Here is a 17,907-nt window from a genome sequence, read left to right on the forward strand (position 1 = left end):
ACACAGTTGTAATAATTTCATGAGCTACACACTAACTAAAAGAAGTCAATCCTTAAATTAGACATACATTTGATGGTAAAACTATAAGAAAAAAGCAACGATTAGATTTTAAATCTAGTCATTGCTTTATCTATCTCATCTTGATTTACACCTATATATCTTATTGTTCCCCTTTCGTTTGAATGACTGAATATTTCCATTAACGATGGCTATATTCTTTGTCGGCATGTACATGTATAAAGCTAATGTTTTTTAATTAATAAATGTAGTCAATATTCATATGTTACAATAGTACCAGTAGTATCAGAAGTACCATTAAAACAATTAGAGCAACCACCACAACCGCCACAACCAAAACAACCGAAGCAACCAATACAACGGAATCCACCACAACGGAATCCACCACAACGACCGCCACAACCACCGCAACGACCGCCACAACCACCACAGCGACGAGCAGCATCTTCAAAATAGTAATATGGATATTGGTTTTGCTGGTCCCAATACACAATATTTCCAGACCGGTAATCATTAAGGCTTAACGCTTGTAATTCTTGTTGAAACTTATTCATTTTCATGACCTCCGTTTATAAAATACAACCCTATCAATGCTGTCCTATATTTCTGATCGTTAAATCTAAGTAAAAATAGCGCTATAAACTAAGTTCAATACATACACCAACAAAGTATGACTTATCACTAGATGATGCACCTTGTTCATATACCTATTTTTACTATGGGCTCATTTTTATAAATAGAAATTATAAAATGTGAATTCTAGCATCATATCTTCATGCTTACTAATTTCAATTCATTTCTCAATAACCATGATGCCGTATCCTATGTATTCCCGTCTGCCGCTTAGATTTTTCTGTACTGTAAATACCTCTCGTTATAACACTCCCATATACTTACTGAGCGTACCATCTGATATTCCTAACCTTTTATATACTTCACACTAGCAGAATAAAAAATCTCGTCCGTCGTATCATCAAAAAAACTACTAGTTACGGAATTCAATGACGGTGAAGAAATTCCTACAAAAAAAGCCCTGATTAGGGCTTTTCATTCTACTTTTCCAGCAAGCTCTCCATGAAATTGCTAATTAAAAAAATTGAAAAAAGACGCACTTAGATTGATGCGTCTTTTTGTGATACCTCTTTTGTGAAATCATATAAAGCAATTGCGCCTAAAAGAACAAGTATACCTTGAGGAACATCTATCAAAATAGTTTTCCAAATTTCTGGAACTACCCATTTAATATTTGCTGCTGTTTCAAGATATGTTTGAAAATAACTAATCGTAAAATTAATTATCCCTAAAAATACAAACAACGATAGACCAAATCGAATTAATTTCTTATTTGTAAACATGTAACACCTCTCAAAATTCATTGGATATTCCTACTTTTGCTTCTTTTTCATTTATGCATCTATATATTTAATTTTAACACATCAAGAACTCCAAAAGATACAATATGCATATTTACATATTGTATTAACAGCATTCCATAATGATTTAGAAATTCCTGCAAGAAAAAACAACTCCGTTACAGTTAACAGAGCCGATTTCTTTCTTGTTTAACTTCAAACCACCAATCTTTACGTTCAAGGTAGAATTTCATTCCATTACGTTGTGCATCTGAAGTTGGAGCAGTAACGAAGTTTGATTGTAAAATAAAAGTCGCAGAAGTTTATCCAGTTAATGCGTAGAAAATTAAATTAACTAACTTATCGATATGCCATTTTGCTATATCCGCAGCACTATCGACTTTACGCAAATCTGACAAGAAAAAATATATAGATAGGTATTATCCATACCTATCTATAACATTACTTCCATTCTTTATCCGATTACATCTTTTACTTCTGTATTCACTGGCCACTTTTCTAAAGTATAAGCCATTTCCCAAAATGAATATTCATATTGACTGCTAATAATGAAATGCTGTTTCATTCGCTTACGGTCAGACTCTGTTACGTTTTCAGCGATAGTATCTAATCTTGTAATTTGCTCTTCAACTAGCGTACGGAACCAATCAGATCCATAAGCAGAAATCCATTCGTTATAAATTGGTTCTTCTGGCTGACACTCTTTTAAACGCTCACCAATTTCATAATACAACCAATAGCAAGGTAAAATTGCTGCAATGATATCGCCTAAATGTCCTTCATACGCAGCACGATACATATGTGAAGTATAAGCGTATGCAGTTGGAGCAGGGATAAAACTATCTTTTTCTTCTTGAGTTATCCCTAGTTTCTTCGCAAAATTCTCATGTAAAGATAATTCCGCCTCGTATGTATTTTGAGCATGATGTGCCATACGAGCTGTCGTTTCTAATTCCAGTGCTTTTGCAGCTCCTAAAGTTTGTACTCTAGCAAAATGACTCAAATAATATGAATCTTGCAGCACATAATAGCGAAAACTAGCTAAATCTAACGTTCCTTCACCAAGTTGTTTTACAAAAGGGTGATGAAAACTAGCTTCCCAAATTGAATCTACTTCTTGACGTAATGATTGTGAAAATTTCATTTAAATCCCTCCCATAATGTATAAAATTTAAGTATTTACCCACAATTATTAAATCTGTAAAATAAAAAAACTTTCTTTACAGGCGTAAAGAAAGTGAAATTGACAGTATTTATTCATGAAATAGCAATGTCTTTCCCACTTCCCTACGCTGGCATTAACCAGATCAGGTACTAAGAGTCTCAAATTCCCATTTGATCTCAGCCTATAATAGGCCCCCCTAGTGGATAAATATTTAATTTTCGTATTGTATTCATCATAACATACTTCATGTTACTGTCAAAAGTATTCATGATACTGCTACTTAAAACCCTTCTTCTTCCCTTACTCTTAATGAAGTTTCAATAATCATATCTAATAGTTTGCTATAATTAATTCCCGCTGCATCTGCACTTTTTGGTAATAGACTTGCTTGTGTCATCCCTGGTAATGTATTAACCTCCATTACATATGGAATACCGTCTTTCACCATCATATCAACCCTTGCATAAACACTACATTTTAATGCTTTATAGCAAGCCAGTGACGCTTCGTTTACACGTTCTTTCAATTCAGCTGGAAGTTCAATAACTTCTTCAATAGTACCAGCATCATCATATTTCGCATTGTAATCAAAGAACTCCGCCGCATGTCGAATTGAAATGATGGGTAACTGTTTTCCATCAAAAATGGAACATGTAATCTCGTCACCTTTTATATACTTCTCTATTACTACTTCAGAATCCCATTCGAACACAGTTTCCAGCATTGAAATTAATTCGTCTTTATCATATACAATCTTTACCCCGACACTCGAGCCACCAGAGTTTGGTTTTACCACTAACGGAAATCCTAACTTATCTAATTCATCAAGATTTAGATCCTCCATTTTTGTAAGTTCAATCCAATCTGGTGTTTCTATTCCTTCATAACGTAAAATCTTTTTCGAAATGTTTTTGTCCATACATATACCGCTAGATAACATATTGCTCCCGCTATAAGGAATACCTAAACTTTCAAGCGTTCCTTGAACAGTCCCATCTTCTCCGTATTTTCCGTGTAATGCAAGCAGCGCAAAATCAATGTCTTTCGCTTTTTCGATTAAATCCATTTTTTCGTTTAACGTAATTGGAACTATGTCATACTTACTTTTATCTAAATGTGCAATCATTTCATTTCCAGTCATAATTGATACTTGTTTTTCAGAGGATACTCCTCCCATAATAACGCCAATTCTCATTTCCTCAACTCCAAATTTCATTTTTTATTGTATCACCGATTATTTTGATTCCCCGAACAATTTCTTCTTCTTTCAAACGTGAAAATCCTAATCGAAAAGTGTTCGTTCCTTCTCCATTAGAATAAAAAACATCTCCAGGAGAAAATGTAACCCCCTGCTCATAACACTTTTGCAAAAGAGTACGGGCATGAATTTTTTCTTCTAACTCTATAAATAAATGAAGTCCACCATCACCGGTCATTCTTTGAAACGGAATGTACTCGTTACACGCCCTAACAGCTAACTCATATTTTTTCTTATAAACAGATCTTGCCTTTTTTAAATATTTTTCAAAATATCCTTCATGTAAATATTGAAACAGAACAGCTTGATCTAAAGTAGATGTGTGAATTGTTCTTGCTCTTTTTACACTTTCTAAATAATGAATCAGTTCTTTATCTGCAATGATCCAGCCTACACGTAAACCAGGGAAAAGTACCTTTGAAAAGCTACTAATATAAATCACATTATTACCAGCGCCAGCAAAAGTTAATAATGGTGCTAAATGTGATCCTGAATAACGTAGCTCTTCATTAAATCCATCTTCTATAATAGGAATCTTATATTTTGAAAATAACCTCATCAGTTCCGTTCTTTTCTCCGAACTCGTAACAATGCCGGTTGGATTATGATAGGAAGGAATTAAATACGCAAAATCAAACTCTTTTTCACGCAAGCTTTTTTCAACTTCGTTCGTATCAATGCCATCTTCATTCATATTAATTCCATGCACTTCAAGTCCATGTAAACGGAAAAGCTTTAGTGCAGCATGATGAGTCGGATTCTCACAAATAACCCGCCCTGACTTCTTCGATAACGAGGATAGTACAATGTCTAATCCTTCTGTAAATCCATTTGTAATTAAAATATCTTTATTTGAAATATCTACACCCTTCATTTCCATATAATGAAGTAGATAATTCATTAGCGGTCTATACCCGTTTGCGTAACCGTAGTTTAATACGACATCACCTTCAATGGACATACGAGTAAGAAAAGCTCTTTTGAAATTTTCCACATCAAATAGCTTTTCATCTGGAGCGATGCTGTTAAAAACAATCATTCCTTTTTCCCAGCGAACACCATGTTTCATTAAATCTAATTCATCCGCTAATAAGGTAACTGTATTAAGTTTATTTTTCCAATCTATTTCAACAGACGAAGTGTTTGAAATATCAACCTTCGCAACAAAATTCCCTTTTCCTTTAACTGCATAAATGAGTCCTTCTTGCTCTAAATCTGCATAGGCAGCGAGTACAGTATTTCTGCTCACACTTAATAATTCACTTAGTTCCCTCGTTGAAGGTATTTTTTGGTCCCCGAGCAAGTGCCCTTTCATAATCATCTTTTTTAAATAATCTTTCAATTGAATATAAACGGGACGATCTTTGACAACTTTAAAATCTTTAAACAAATCCTTACCCCCTGCAATTATTTTTGCATATTAATTTCATTCTCAAAAGGTCCACTACATATGTATTTTTTATTAAGGGCGGTACGGTTTTATAAAGTGAAACTTTAATCAATAGTGGATTCATCCCGACCATTGATTATTGACCTTCACCAATTGATAATTTTACTACCCGTTAATACGTGACAAATCTTTACGATATAAGTTAATTATATCTTTTAAAGCTGCTGCTGCGGCTCCACGTGGATTAGAAGCACCACCAATTGTTGTAACTTGCCCCATCGTATCTGTAAAAAACGTAATCCCTTTTTCTGTCCCATTTACATTTGCTAGCGGATGTTCTTTATGTATTTCGTGCGGTTCCACATTAAGAGCCACTTTTCCATCCTTATCCTTATTTGCTGAAGCTATTAATTTAATATATTTATTTTGGTCCTTAGCATTTCGAATTTGTTGTTTTGTAACCTGTTCGATTCCTTTTATATGTATATCGGCAAGTGTATTCTCTGTTCCCATTAAACTGTTTGTCAAAAGTATCAATTTACACGCACTATCAGAACCACTTACATCTAATATTGCGTTCGTTTCAGCAATTCCTTTACTTTGTGCTTCTTTCAGTGCTTCTTCAAACGTAATATCCTCCTCATTCATTTTCGAAAGAATATAATTTGTAGTCCCGTTTAATATTCCTTCTATTTTTTCAATATGGCAACCAGCTAAACTAAATTGACCAATATCAAGCGTCGGTAATGCGGCCGCAGTTGCACCACTATATCGAATTCGTACATTTGCGATTTTTGCCGCTTCATTTATTTCTCTCCAGTTTGTAACGAGTGCGCCTTTTGAAATTGCTACTATATCCATTTGTTTCTCAATCGCTTGTTTTATATATTGTTTCCCTGGATTTCCATCTTTAAGATTTGTAATAGTTGATTCTACTAGTACAGTACCACTTATGTTATCTGTCGCTCGTTGCTCCGGATAATGTTCAATATATTCTTCAATTGCAGCGCTACCGCCACCATACTTTAATAAATGATGAATAGACAAACCTTCCTCATTATGTATTGCAATATTTCTACCTAATACGCCACTTACAACTAACTCTATTCCATATGTTTCATATATATATGAATATTTTTCATTTAATAATTTTATAAACTCTCTTCCTACTGTTCCATATCCTGATAATACAACTTTAATTTTCATAATATCCCCCCATTTTTTTCTACCATATCCCTCTTTCAATATAATATAAAGCGCCCTCGAATTCCATCGAGAGCGCTTTATTATTACCTATTTTGGTAAACGTGATAGCTTTTCTGCAATTGTTCTATAAAACTCTTGAATACTAGAAAAACCTAACGTGTCTGAAACACTAAGTCCTACCATATCGAGATGATCCCAATTTGTTTTCGTTTCGATATGATTCCATTTTCCAATCTGTAAAGGCTCATTACTATTTACAGTAGCATTAGATGATGGTGCAATCATAGAATTTGTATTTACTACACCATCATTTTGCCACCAAGAAGTATCAATTAATGGACGATTTTCTTCATATCTTGCATAGGACCCTAAGAAAAATGCATTCCCCATTAACACTTTATTCATTGTTATATGAGGCAAATGTAAACCTGTTATAGGCGCCGCTTGTGATGCATGTCCACTATAAGATAAGTAATACACATCTGATTGCGCCTTTACCCAATTATTGAGCTCCTTTGCACCATCTGTACTTAAATCCCATTGACTTATATCCTTTGTATTTTTCCAAAGTGAACTATTTAGGATGCGATCAGTATATTGGAAAAAAGACTCTCCAGTATTCTTCTTTATACCCCATTGATCCAATTTAAAATCATATAACGATAAATTATTGTTTCCTCCAAAACTTGCAGCTGTAATGAGTAAATCTTTGACGAACGGCAGTAGAAGACTACCATCCGCAAGTGTTGTCCCATTGTGCGGAGTTGCTAATGTTGTAACACTATGAACATATGATTTCTCGCCTTCAAATAGTGGTGATATATTCGTGTTCGGATGATTGTTTACATAATTTTTTTCTTCAAAACTGCCTTCTTTTAATAGCTGTACTAATGTTCTAATCGTTTGTCCACCCATGCTATGCCCAACTAAATGAACTTTATTTGTTTCACTCCAATTTGGTGCAAAGCCACTATAAGTTCTGCCAAAACGATTATGTCCATGTTTCTCAGCATGTGCGGCACCATAGTCTACTGTACCACCGTTTATTTGCGCATATAATTCACATGCACGATCCCAGTTACTAGAAACAGGTCCAACTGCAGCAGTATGTACGGTATAACCATTTCTTTTTAAATCTTCTTGTATATCATGAACACCACCCCAATATTTAACCCCTAACATTTCCTCTCTACCCCACCCAGCAAATCCATTCACTAATATGATAGGATAATTATTTTGTTGTCTCTCTTCAGCGTGAGTTGTTTTTGCTGCGAATAAAAGCACAGTCCCTATTGCGAATAAACATATTTTTAAAAATAATTTCCCCATGCTTCCTCCCCCTAATAAAACGTTTACATTTTTCTGTAAAAAAGATATATATATTTTATAACTTAAACATAATGTAAAGTATTTTATATACATTGTATATATAGAAAACATACACAAATGTTGATAAATATTAATTCAGGTAAACATTTGCTTTTTACAATATAACTTGTAAATCTGATTATTTGAATTTATAATTAGATTTAGTTTCCTCATGTTAAATGGATTTAAAAATCATAAGAAAACTAATTTCATTACTTAAGAAGGAGGAAAAGTCATGCAAATCGAATTAAATATTCATACATTATCTCAACCAACTAAAATAACTCCATCTAATCTTGAGCGTAATACTATCCCTTCTACTAAACTTGAAGTAAAAAAATTAAATGATCCTATCAAATTTGATATTCGTTCATCTGAAAAAGAAATGAAACAACCTGAGCATAAATTTAACGAATTAGATTTATGGAAGATGTTAAAGGATAAAGGTGTTCCTTTATGGATCATCCTTGAAATGCTACAAAAAGTCCGTAAAGAAAAAGAAGCTCAAAATAATTCAGGTCAACATTCAAACGCGATTGAAGAAACGCATGAGACTCGATTAAATGAAGTAATGTAATATATGTTATATGAATGGCCTATAAACTAAAAAGAGTTCGAGGTTGATAAAGTTTCTATCAGCCTCGAACTCTTTTTTAAGGTTTTTCCCCGATCGTTACAAACTGAAAAGATAGTTCTTCTTCCAAACCTTTAATTAGCTTTTTTACTTTGACATTTTCATTAATCAATGTATTATCTGTCGACATTTTAGGCTTTTCGTCACCTAGTGATTGTTTCAAATGAAGAAGGTGCATTTTCGTTTCATTTGCCTTTATTTCTTTATACACACTATTTTTTGATACCATTACATACCATTGCGTTGGATATTTACGAGTGTTACCTATCCAAGCGTCACTATCGTATGAAACAGGAATCTCTTTTCCTTCTAATTCAATACTTTTCATACTCTTTTCATCTTCATGTGTAAACAACAGCGAGCCCTCTTTCGGGAATTTCGGTAACTTATCTATTAGTTTTAAATTGGATCCATTATCTCGTTTACGAAAAACATTTGCTTTAATCATCGCTTGTGCTGTGGATTCATTTAAAATTAATACCTGTCCATTCCCATATTTACTTTTTTTCACAGAAAACACTTCATTTTCTTTCGTAATTTCTTGATAACGACTAATAATTGGTGAAGTTTTATTTTCATCCCCAATGATTATTAAACCGTTTGCAGGAAATGAATTCTCCTTTTTAGAACATGCACTAAAACTTATTAAAAATAGTATCGTTAACATAAAAATAGTTAAAGTTCTTTTCATCGCGTTTCCTTTCATCATACAGTTCATTTTTTCACATATTTTTGTGTAATCTTACAAGCTAATATACTCTATTGCTCCATAACCTTATACAGCTTTTGCAGGTAACGCCAACGGGTTATAAAGAAATATAATACTTGTATACATATAAATGAAATTAAAATAACGATAGAACTATTTAAAATAGAAAAGTCTACTAATTGTTGCAATGCCATATAAGCGACTATAGTATGAATTACTGCAACAATAATTGGTAAGAAGAACATTAATACTAACTGTCTCGTTACAACCTTTTTTAATTCCCGTTTACTTAATCCCATTTTCGAAATCATTTTATATTGCTGTTGATCACGATCCAAATCTGTATATAATCTGAAATATATAAAACTAGCGGCAAATGTAAAGAAGACGATTCCGACTAAAACACTTGCCATAAGTAATAACCCATTCGTTTGTTTTGCACTTAGCAACTCGATTGTTAAAGCTCTAAATTCGAAATGTGTGTCTCTTGGATCTTTATCGAATATATTATTTAATTGGTTTGAAATCTCTTTCGTTTTCATCCAATCGTCTACAACAAATCCGTAAGTACGAAATGGACTGTCTTGATTAACTGGGTCACTAATAAGAGGTATTCCATCATATACCTGATCTTGAACAGCGATATAAATAGTTCTAGAATCATGTGGTAAAACTAAATTTTCTACAGCTTTTTTCACATGAAATGTCTTTGTCCAGTCACCTTGAATGACTTCTATATTCTTTTTATACTCGCCATTTTTATATTCTTGTTTTTGTGATACAACTCCAGGAATTAATATAATTTCATCTTCTTTTTCAATCGTTTCTTGTTGATACCCAAGTGCTTTTGCAAGATCGTTATATTCACTTAATTTCATTATATTCACGTTACTTTCTGTGTATATATATGAAGATGAAGCCATTCGATACGGAATATTAGCATCAGAAAGGTGTTTTTTTATAATAGAAAGATTTTTATTTAATACTTTGTCGTTTTCAAAACTTCCATACAAAAAGGTATACGGATTTGTCATCCTTACCAAATCCCTATTTCCAATTGCAGCTGTTGTACCAATCGCTGTAAATGCAACTGCTGAAACAATAGATACTATAAAAAACATCGTTGCATTATCTTTCATACGGTAAATTAATTCAGAAAATGTTAATATATTTGTTCTCTTTAAAAAGAAAGATTCACTCTTTTTCGCAAGATGCAATATATAAACGCTACACTGTGTATATAAAAAGTACGTTCCTATAATTACTAGGATCACACCTATTCCAAGTGTAATAAAATTGGAACTTGGGATGAAACGAAATACTGAAAAATATCCATATCCTATACTAATTAAAGAAAATAGTGATAATAAAATTGAAGATTTCGGTTCAGGTTTTGGCTTTTCCTCCGCTTGAATAAGTTCCACAAGTTCTGTTACTTTTACCATTTTAAATGTAAAAAGTGAAACGATTAAAAACAAGAAAAGGAATGTGATAACTGTTAAAAATACAGCCTGCACTGGTATATAAAAAGGTAAACCATTATTAATCATTAATACACTTGCGCTTATCAATAAGACTAGTTTAGAAAATATGAGTCCAATGAAAATCCCTATACAAATTGAACCAAGTCCAATTAACATATTTTCAATTAACAATAACTTCTTAAGTTGTCTCATTGACATACCTTGCATCATTAATATGCCAAATTCTTTCTTACGCGTTTTTAAAAATGAACTAACTGAATATAGAATGAAGAAAAATGAAAATATAAAAATCAAACCTTGCGAAATTGTAAATCCCATTGTACCAAATGCACTTATTGTTGCACTTGTCGATTTTAGCTCACCTTGTAAATCAGGATGGAATAATAAAAGAGCATACGTGAAGAAAATCATAATAGAAAATGCACTACTCAAAAAATGAGCTGCATATGTACGCTTATTACGAAAAATATTATTAAATGCGAACTGACGAAAAGTCATGCCTTTTCCCTCCTAACAAAGAAAGGACATCCATAATTTTTTGATAAAACGCTTGCCTGCTTTCGCCACAATAAATTTCATTATATAGTTGACCATCTTTAATAAAAATTACTCTGCTGCAAAAGCTCGCTGCATACGGATCATGTGTCACTAACATCATCGTTGCTTTTTCTTCTTTATTAAGCGTATCGAGCATCTCCATTACATCATTTGAAGATTTAGAATCCAAGTTCCCTGTTGGCTCATCCGCAAGTAATAATTGCGGCTTATGAACAATCGCACGAGCGATTGCTGTTCGCTGAGCTTGCCCTCCAGATATTTCAAACGTCCTTTTACTTAATATATCTGTAATATTTAATTTCTCTGCAATCTCTTCCACTCGTTTGTTCATTTCTTGCACAGAAACACCATCTAAAGTCATCGGTAATAAAATGTTTTCTTTTACAGTAAGTGTGCTAAGAAGATTAAATGATTGAAAAACAAATCCTAATTGTTTTCTGCGGAATAACGCTAATTCTTCTGATGATAATTGAAAAGGATTTGTGCCATTAATTAAAATTTCTCCCGATGATGGAGAATCAATAGTAGATACCATATTTAATAACGTTGTTTTCCCGCTACCTGATGGACCCATAATTCCTACGAATTCACCTTCTTGAATTGATAAATCAATATCTACTAATGCTTTATAAGGTACTTTCCCTTTATATACTTTACTAATACTTTTTGCATGTAAAATTTCCATGTATATTCTCCCTTCATTTCCACTGCTCACAATAAAGTGTAAATGAATTGTCTTATAGCTCATATTGATTCATCTTTCATTTATCTTACACGTTTGTAAGATTTCTAAAAAAACTGATAACAAGCCTATTCTCAATCTATAAACAAAGCATATCTATCTTATAATATTTGCATATTGGTTTAAATTACAATTCTATTTTCTAATATTTATTTTATTAATAACAAAAGACCGATTTTTTATCGGTCTTTTTATTTTCAAATATTATATTTTTAACTATTGCATTATTTGAAGCATATTTGAGTTACCCATTAAATACTATTTCACTTGATAATACCCTCTGCAAAAAAATGAGTTCTTCGGTTTCATTGCAATCAAAAATGAATTGTAAATATCTGAGGCGGAAATGAATGTGTTTATCCAACATATAAATAATAAAATTGATTTAATATTTCCTGATACAAAGAAAGACATCATGGCAGGAACTACCGATAATGCAATAACAGGAAAGCTCATAAAGACCCAAAATCTAATTTTGGATAAGGTTGCATTTGTATTTAGCCAAAAGAATATCCCACTAAATGTTAAGCTAATATCTCCTTTTTTACTTATTACTAAAATGTGTAGACATTCGTGAATGATGAAGACTAGGATACCTATTATGATAAGATAGAATATATTAATATGAGTGAAACTTGTTTCAAAAAAATAAGGTATCATAAAAATGATAATCTGAAATAAATATACAAACTTCATATAATGTTTTTGGTACCAATTATTCTGTATAAACGGCGTCCATTCTGAATAATCCATACCTATTTGTGGTAAGTGACGAAACCAAATAATAATATGTGTTCCCCTCCCTCATTTAAACTAATTCCTGGCTTAAAGATTTAATTTAATAGCAATCAACCGTAAGTTTTATATGCAGCTCTTTAATAGACTTAGCTGCATTTTTTGTTGACTAAGACCAAATTCTTCTTTATATCACCCCATTTTTCCCCTTCCATTCTTCTAATTGAGCTTAAAGTAATTCGTTTGTAGGATGATTTGAGTAAGAAATTTGTATTATCATTGATACACGAATTCGACAAAATATTCCAATTCCCTTTTCATAAATGATTTTTTAAACTGGTTATCACATGTACAGCTTGATCTCCCTATTTTGTTGAAAAGCAATTCTATCAAGAATTCCTTACAATTGTACCCTTCATATGTTAACAGGTATAAAATGAATGTAAAAAAGCTTAGAGTTTTAGCTCTAAGCTTTTTAATGATTTCGTTTTAATTCCTTTTACAGAGAAATATTTTCTTTCCATTCAGATTTACTCAATAAATAATGATTATATAGTTGATTTTCTATCTTCTGTTCACTCAAATAAGTAAACCCGCATTTTTTAATGACTTTATTTGATGGTACATTGTTAATTAAAGCGATTGCGTTGAGGACATTTAAATTTGTTTCTTTAAACAAATAGTCAATTAAGCCTTTAGTCGCTTTTGTAGCATAGCCATGATTTTGATGTTCATTTGAGATAGCATACATGATTTCTCTGTTCGGTGCAGGAAGCTCATCTTTCATACCTGTGCAGCACCATCCAACAAATTCATTAGTCGATTTCTTAAATATTCCTAGTTTTAATATATGATCATCTATGTTAGTCGTAGTTGTCACTGCGTCAATAAATGCTTTGTTTGCTGGTATTTCATCATTTGTAACCCAATTAACCCTTTGTTCTTTCGTTGATTTCCAGTCGGGTAAAAATTTTTCTATTTCTGGTTGATTTGCTATTTTATAAATACTCTCTGCATCTTTGACCGTAAACTCTTGCAAGTATATGTCTTCATAATCTATTCTAAATAACTTAGTCAAACTCTCTTCTCCCATTTTAATCCCCCTTATTTACGTTAAAGCGCCTTGATCTGCTTTGTAAGTTCCATAAACCGTTCATCTAGTTCTTTATATTCTTTGTCTTTAGAAGTTAAAAAGCTTAATTTCCCTAATACTTCTTGTCTTTCTGTTTCTAACGTTAAACGTATCTCTTCAATTTCATCTCTTGTTTTCGTAGATTCTTCGAGCTGCTTTTGTACCGTATTGTTTAAAAATACGAGTTTTGTGTTAGTTGTTTTCTCCAGAAAATATCGATCGTGAGAAACGATAACGAGTGTTCCGTTATACTCAGCTAATGTATTTTCAAGTTGTTCACGCGAAGGTAGATCAAGGTGATTCGTCGGTTCATCTAAAATAAGTACATCTTTTTCATCTAAAATATAAGCCATGAGCTTACATTTTACTCGTTCCCCCATACTCATATGTCGAACCGGCTCTGTCCATTGGGAAGATTCAAATCCTAAATGTTTCATTAAATTTTGGACTTTTCCTCTTTCTTCAAATGTCTCTTTATAAAATAAATCTTCTGGTGTTTTATCAAGTGGTAAATCAAATACTTCTTGTGTTAAATAACCGATGTTTGCTGAAGGTGAAATCCATACTTCTCCTTCAACAGTTTCTGTTCCCATAATCATCTTCAGTAAAGTTGTTTTCCCGCTACCATTTGGTCCAATAATCGCGACCTTCTCACCATGCTGAATTGTAAAATTAACGTTTTCAAATAATATTCGTCTATTAAATTCTTTCCGCAATTGTTTCACTTCTAAGAAACGTTTTCCTACTTTTTTACTCGCTTGTATAGAAAATTCAACTGAATACTCCTCTTTCACACGTTCTACTTTCGTTTTCTCCAGCTCTTTTTCGAGGCGTTTTCGTTTCGATTTAACTTGTGCATCCATTCGCTTCGCCTTTACACGATAAAATTCTTTCACTCCTTCTTGTTTTGTAGACTGCGCATGTGCTTTTTGTGACCATGAACTTAATTCTTTTATATGAGTTTCTACTTGTTCTATCTTTTTTTGTTGTTTTTCATATTCACGCTGCTGCGTCATTCTTTTATGCTCACGTGCTTTCATATAACTTGTATAATTACCGCTATGGTCAATTAATTTCTTATCCTCAATTGACCATATTCTAGTCGCGACAACATCTAAAAAATATCGATCATGCGATACGACGATAACTGTACCTTTCATATTTTTAATTTGCTTAATGAGAAATTCCGTACTCATCTCATCTAAATGATTTGTCGGTTCGTCTAATATTAAGACATTAGGATTTTCAGCAAATCCTTTTGCTAATCGTACTTTTAGCTTTTCGCCACCACTTAAAGTATGAAAGTCGTTCGTTGGCACGCCCCATTTCGCAAGAAGTTCTGCTTCTTTTGCAATCATATCCTTACTAACGAAAGACTCTTTTTCTTGTTCAACATATGCTGTTGTCATATTCATTTGCATCCATTCAACAGTACCTTTTGTCGGTTCAATCTTTCCATTTATTAATTGAAGTAACGTTGATTTACCAGCACCGTTTTTACCAATTAATCCGATAACATCCCCTTGTTTTACTGTCACATTCATTTTCTCTAACAACATATTTTCCTTTATTTCAACATAAACATCATTTAATTTTAATAGTTCTTTCATAATACCGATCCCTTTCATTAAGGGAGAATAAAAAAATCCTCCCAAATAAATTTGGCAGGATTAGTCGTTAAAATATTTATACCCAAATAAGCTATTGCGCAACATAAATAGCGATACCGTTGTTTGGAAATTGGGCAGACTAATCCTATTTTTTAGAAATTGAAATTTATTTCATTTCAACATTTAAAAATAAGATTAGTTAATCATCGTCCACCCATCATTCCTTTCCGTCATTAGTAACCATATTGTACCATGATAGTACTGTATGAGTAAATGCAATTATTTGTGCTGCTAAAAAGATCGCTTTCTTTTAGGTCTATTTATCATTTCTTAACTTCATATTGAACAAGCATAAACTACATTTGTTGTACTACTTCCTTTACATTTCCCTAGCAATAAAATTCTAAGCACCCTCTCTTATATAATTTTTATATAAATTTATGATTAATTATATATTATACATACTACATTTCAGTTCTTATAATAAAGTTATCATTTTTTAGGAGGGATTCTACAATGGAATTTAGCAAACTAGGAAACAGTGGATTAACAGTAAGTAAGATTGCATACGGAAACTGGATAAACCATGGCGGAAAAGTAAATGAAGATACTGCAAATGATTGTGTAAAAGCCGCACTAGATGTCGGAATTACAACGTTCGATACTGCTGATGTTTATTCTGACACGATAGCCGAGGAAGTACTTGGTCGCTCTTTGAAAGGTGTTCGCCGAGAAAGTATAGAACTTTGTACAAAAGTATGCCATCCGACCGGACCAGGAAAAAATGATCGAGGTTTATCACGAAAACATATTATAGAAAATTGTAATGCATCGTTACAACGGCTACATACAGACTACATTGATGTCTATTATGCACATAGATTCGATACAACAACACCTCTTGAAGAAACAATGTTAGCTTTCTCAGATCTTGTAAGACAAGGGAAAGTCCTTTATTTAGGTGTAAGTGAATGGACATCGGAACAAATCACCCGCGGTGCAGCACTTGCACGAGAATTGAACATCCCTCTTATTGCTAGCCAACCTCAATATTCGATGTTGTGGCGAGTAATCGAAACTGATGTAATACCAACATGTCAACGTGAAGGACTTGGTCAAATTGTTTGGTCTCCCCTCGCACAAGGTATTCTAACTGGAAAATATCAACCTGGTAAACCAATCCCAACTCAATCCCGTGCTAATTCAGATGCTGGAAAACCATTTTTCAATAAACTTGTACAACGCTGGATGAATGATGATGTACTTACTGGTATCCAGAAACTTACTCCTATTGCACAAGAAAATAATCTCACCCTATCTCAACTCGCAGTTGCATGGGTATTACAAAATCCAGCTGTTTCCTCTGCTATTATTGGCGCTTCCAATCCGGAGCAAATAAGAGAAAATGTAATTGCTTCTAGTGTAAAATTATCACCAGAAAGTATGGATCAAATTGATAGCGTGCTAAAAAGTTTCATTGAGTACGATCCAAGTAAAACAGGTTAAATCGTCAGTGACTTTACAATAAAAATAATACCTTTCCAAATTACCTACTGCCCATCCCATCAAGATGGGCCTTTACTTTTCAAATTCAGATTGTGAAGTCATATAAACCTCTCTAACAACTACTAAGAAGTTATCTAACACGACAGACTTTTCATCTTGTCTCCATCCGGCATATAAATTTATTATTGGTGTTTTTTCTTTAATCTCTTTATAAATGACTCCCGATTTTTTATAACTTTCCACCGATGATGGAACGACAGAAATCCCCATTCCTGCAGCAACTAAATTCACAATCGTTTGCATTTGAATCGCTTCTTGAACAATATTTAAACTTACTCCATGTTCCCAAAAATAACTAATAATTAAATCATAAAAGTTAGTACCGAAATGACGAGGAAATAAAATAAATGGTTCATCCACTAGTTCTTTAATAGAAATATTAGGTAACGAAACGAAAGTGTGATCTTGATGTAACACTAATTTTAAACGTTCCTTAGAACAAACCTCGGAAGACAATATTTCATTATTCTGCTTAGAACGAATAAATCCAATATGAATTTGTTTTTCATAGAGTGCTTTTATTTGCTGGTCTGTTGTCATCTCGCGTAATATAAGCTGAATTTTAGGAAACCGTTCTCGAAATGTTTTTAATATGTCTATAACGGTTTCTGTAGAATCGACAAAACCGATGATTAAATGTCCTACCTTTCCTTCATCCGCAAGCTGTGTTTCTTTAATAGTTCTATCTACTTGCAGCAGCGTTTGTCGCGCACCTTCTAAAAATATTTTCCCAGCATCGGTAAGCTCAACTATTCTTTTTGTACGATGAAAAAGTTGAACCCCTAATTCATCTTCTAATTTACGAATTTCTTGGCTTAAAGGTGGTTGTGCCATCATAAGACGCTCTGCTGCACGACTAAAGTTTAATTCTTCTGCCACTGTTATGAAATATGTCATTTTACGAATATCCATTACAATCCCCCCTACCATAAACGAATAATAAACAATTCGCTTTTACT

16 protein-coding genes, 3 pseudogenes and 1 riboswitch are annotated in these 17,907 nt (G+C 32.8%); of the genes and pseudogenes, 2 read left to right on the top strand and 17 right to left on the bottom strand.

Translation table 11 applies throughout. The features are described from left to right. Window positions 1-101 precede the first annotated feature (101 nt). From ACUN28_RS16620 to ACUN28_RS16665, 10 genes and pseudogenes are all read right to left on the bottom strand, one after another. A pseudogene (locus tag ACUN28_RS16620) lies at window positions 102-252 on the bottom strand (site-specific integrase); the annotation flags it as partial. A gap of 17 nt (window positions 253-269) precedes the next feature. Then, on the bottom strand, window positions 270-578 hold the full coding sequence (locus ACUN28_RS16625) for a heterocycloanthracin/sonorensin family bacteriocin (RefSeq protein ID WP_080117964.1): 309 nt from the start codon (window positions 576-578) through the stop codon (window positions 270-272). 236 nt (window positions 579-814) lie between these two features. After that, a pseudogene (locus ACUN28_RS16630) lies at window positions 815-1,020 on the bottom strand (hypothetical protein); the annotation flags it as partial. A 110-nt stretch (window positions 1,021-1,130) separates the two neighbouring features. Then, window positions 1,131-1,394, bottom strand: coding sequence for a DUF3937 family protein (locus ACUN28_RS16635; RefSeq protein ID WP_016087724.1), 264 nt, complete (start codon window positions 1,392-1,394; stop codon window positions 1,131-1,133). 161 nt (window positions 1,395-1,555) lie between these two features. Next, a pseudogene (locus ACUN28_RS16640) lies at window positions 1,556-1,690 on the bottom strand (N-acetylmuramoyl-L-alanine amidase C-terminal domain-containing protein); the annotation flags it as partial. 155 nt (window positions 1,691-1,845) lie between these two features. Next, window positions 1,846-2,535, bottom strand: a complete 690-nt coding sequence (gene tenA / locus ACUN28_RS16645; RefSeq protein WP_016087725.1) for a thiaminase II — start codon at window positions 2,533-2,535, stop codon at window positions 1,846-1,848. Between the two features lie 123 nt (window positions 2,536-2,658). Beyond that, window positions 2,659-2,764: riboswitch (TPP riboswitch) on the bottom strand. A 72-nt stretch (window positions 2,765-2,836) separates the two neighbouring features. Then, a complete protein-coding gene (ddlB, locus tag ACUN28_RS16650; RefSeq protein WP_016087726.1) occupies window positions 2,837-3,751 on the bottom strand; it encodes a D-alanine--D-alanine ligase in 915 nt (304 codons plus the stop codon). A 4-nt stretch (window positions 3,752-3,755) separates the two neighbouring features. Beyond that, a complete protein-coding gene (gene pdxR, locus ACUN28_RS16655; RefSeq protein WP_016087727.1) occupies window positions 3,756-5,204 on the bottom strand; it encodes a MocR-like pyridoxine biosynthesis transcription factor PdxR in 1,449 nt (482 codons plus the stop codon). A 165-nt stretch (window positions 5,205-5,369) separates the two neighbouring features. Further along, window positions 5,370-6,410 (bottom strand): homoserine dehydrogenase, encoded by a 1,041-nt coding sequence (locus ACUN28_RS16660; RefSeq protein ID WP_016087728.1) that lies wholly within the window; start codon window positions 6,408-6,410, stop codon window positions 5,370-5,372. A gap of 87 nt (window positions 6,411-6,497) precedes the next feature. Beyond that, a complete protein-coding gene (locus tag ACUN28_RS16665; protein WP_016087729.1) occupies window positions 6,498-7,739 on the bottom strand; it encodes an esterase/lipase family protein in 1,242 nt (413 codons plus the stop codon). A 274-nt stretch (window positions 7,740-8,013) separates the two neighbouring features. Here ACUN28_RS16665 and ACUN28_RS16670 point away from each other — a divergent pair, with 274 nt between their 5' ends. Then, window positions 8,014-8,355, top strand: coding sequence for a DUF3914 domain-containing protein (locus tag ACUN28_RS16670; protein ID WP_016087730.1), 342 nt, complete (start codon window positions 8,014-8,016; stop codon window positions 8,353-8,355). A 76-nt stretch (window positions 8,356-8,431) separates the two neighbouring features. Here the strand turns inward: ACUN28_RS16670 and ACUN28_RS16675 are convergent, their stop codons facing one another. From ACUN28_RS16675 to abc-f, 6 genes are all read right to left on the bottom strand, one after another. Further along, a complete protein-coding gene (locus ACUN28_RS16675) occupies window positions 8,432-9,118 on the bottom strand; it encodes a lipoprotein BA_5634 family protein (protein ID WP_257147126.1) in 687 nt (228 codons plus the stop codon). 53 nt (window positions 9,119-9,171) lie between these two features. After that, complete coding sequence (locus tag ACUN28_RS16680; protein WP_016087732.1) at window positions 9,172-11,103, bottom strand: FtsX-like permease family protein; 1,932 nt, start codon at window positions 11,101-11,103, stop codon at window positions 9,172-9,174. Next, entirely contained in the window at window positions 11,078-11,848 is a 771-nt protein-coding gene (locus tag ACUN28_RS16685) for an ABC transporter ATP-binding protein (RefSeq protein WP_016087733.1), read from the bottom strand. Before ACUN28_RS16685 ends, ACUN28_RS16680 begins: the two co-directional genes overlap by 26 nt. A 315-nt stretch (window positions 11,849-12,163) precedes the next feature. Further along, window positions 12,164-12,658 carry a DUF3267 domain-containing protein gene (locus tag ACUN28_RS16690; RefSeq protein ID WP_080117965.1) on the bottom strand — a complete coding sequence of 165 codons (495 nt, stop codon included), beginning with the start codon at window positions 12,656-12,658 and terminating at the stop codon, window positions 12,164-12,166. A 481-nt stretch (window positions 12,659-13,139) separates the two neighbouring features. Continuing rightward, complete coding sequence (locus tag ACUN28_RS16695; protein ID WP_016087735.1) at window positions 13,140-13,733, bottom strand: GNAT family N-acetyltransferase; 594 nt, start codon at window positions 13,731-13,733, stop codon at window positions 13,140-13,142. A 20-nt stretch (window positions 13,734-13,753) separates the two neighbouring features. Further along, a complete protein-coding gene (abc-f, locus tag ACUN28_RS16700) occupies window positions 13,754-15,382 on the bottom strand; it encodes a ribosomal protection-like ABC-F family protein (protein ID WP_016087736.1) in 1,629 nt (542 codons plus the stop codon). Window positions 15,383-15,898: 516 nt separating this feature from the next. Here abc-f and ACUN28_RS16705 point away from each other — a divergent pair. Further along, window positions 15,899-16,888, top strand: a complete 990-nt coding sequence (locus ACUN28_RS16705) for an aldo/keto reductase family protein (protein ID WP_016087737.1) — start codon at window positions 15,899-15,901, stop codon at window positions 16,886-16,888. Window positions 16,889-16,960: 72 nt separating this feature from the next. On the opposite strand, the gene ACUN28_RS16710 is transcribed toward ACUN28_RS16705, so the two are convergent. Next, window positions 16,961-17,860 carry a LysR family transcriptional regulator gene (locus tag ACUN28_RS16710; RefSeq protein ID WP_016087738.1) on the bottom strand — a complete coding sequence of 300 codons (900 nt, stop codon included), beginning with the start codon at window positions 17,858-17,860 and terminating at the stop codon, window positions 16,961-16,963. Window positions 17,861-17,907 lie beyond the last annotated feature (47 nt).

It is taken from the genome of Bacillus sp. WC2507 (assembly GCF_052656125.1).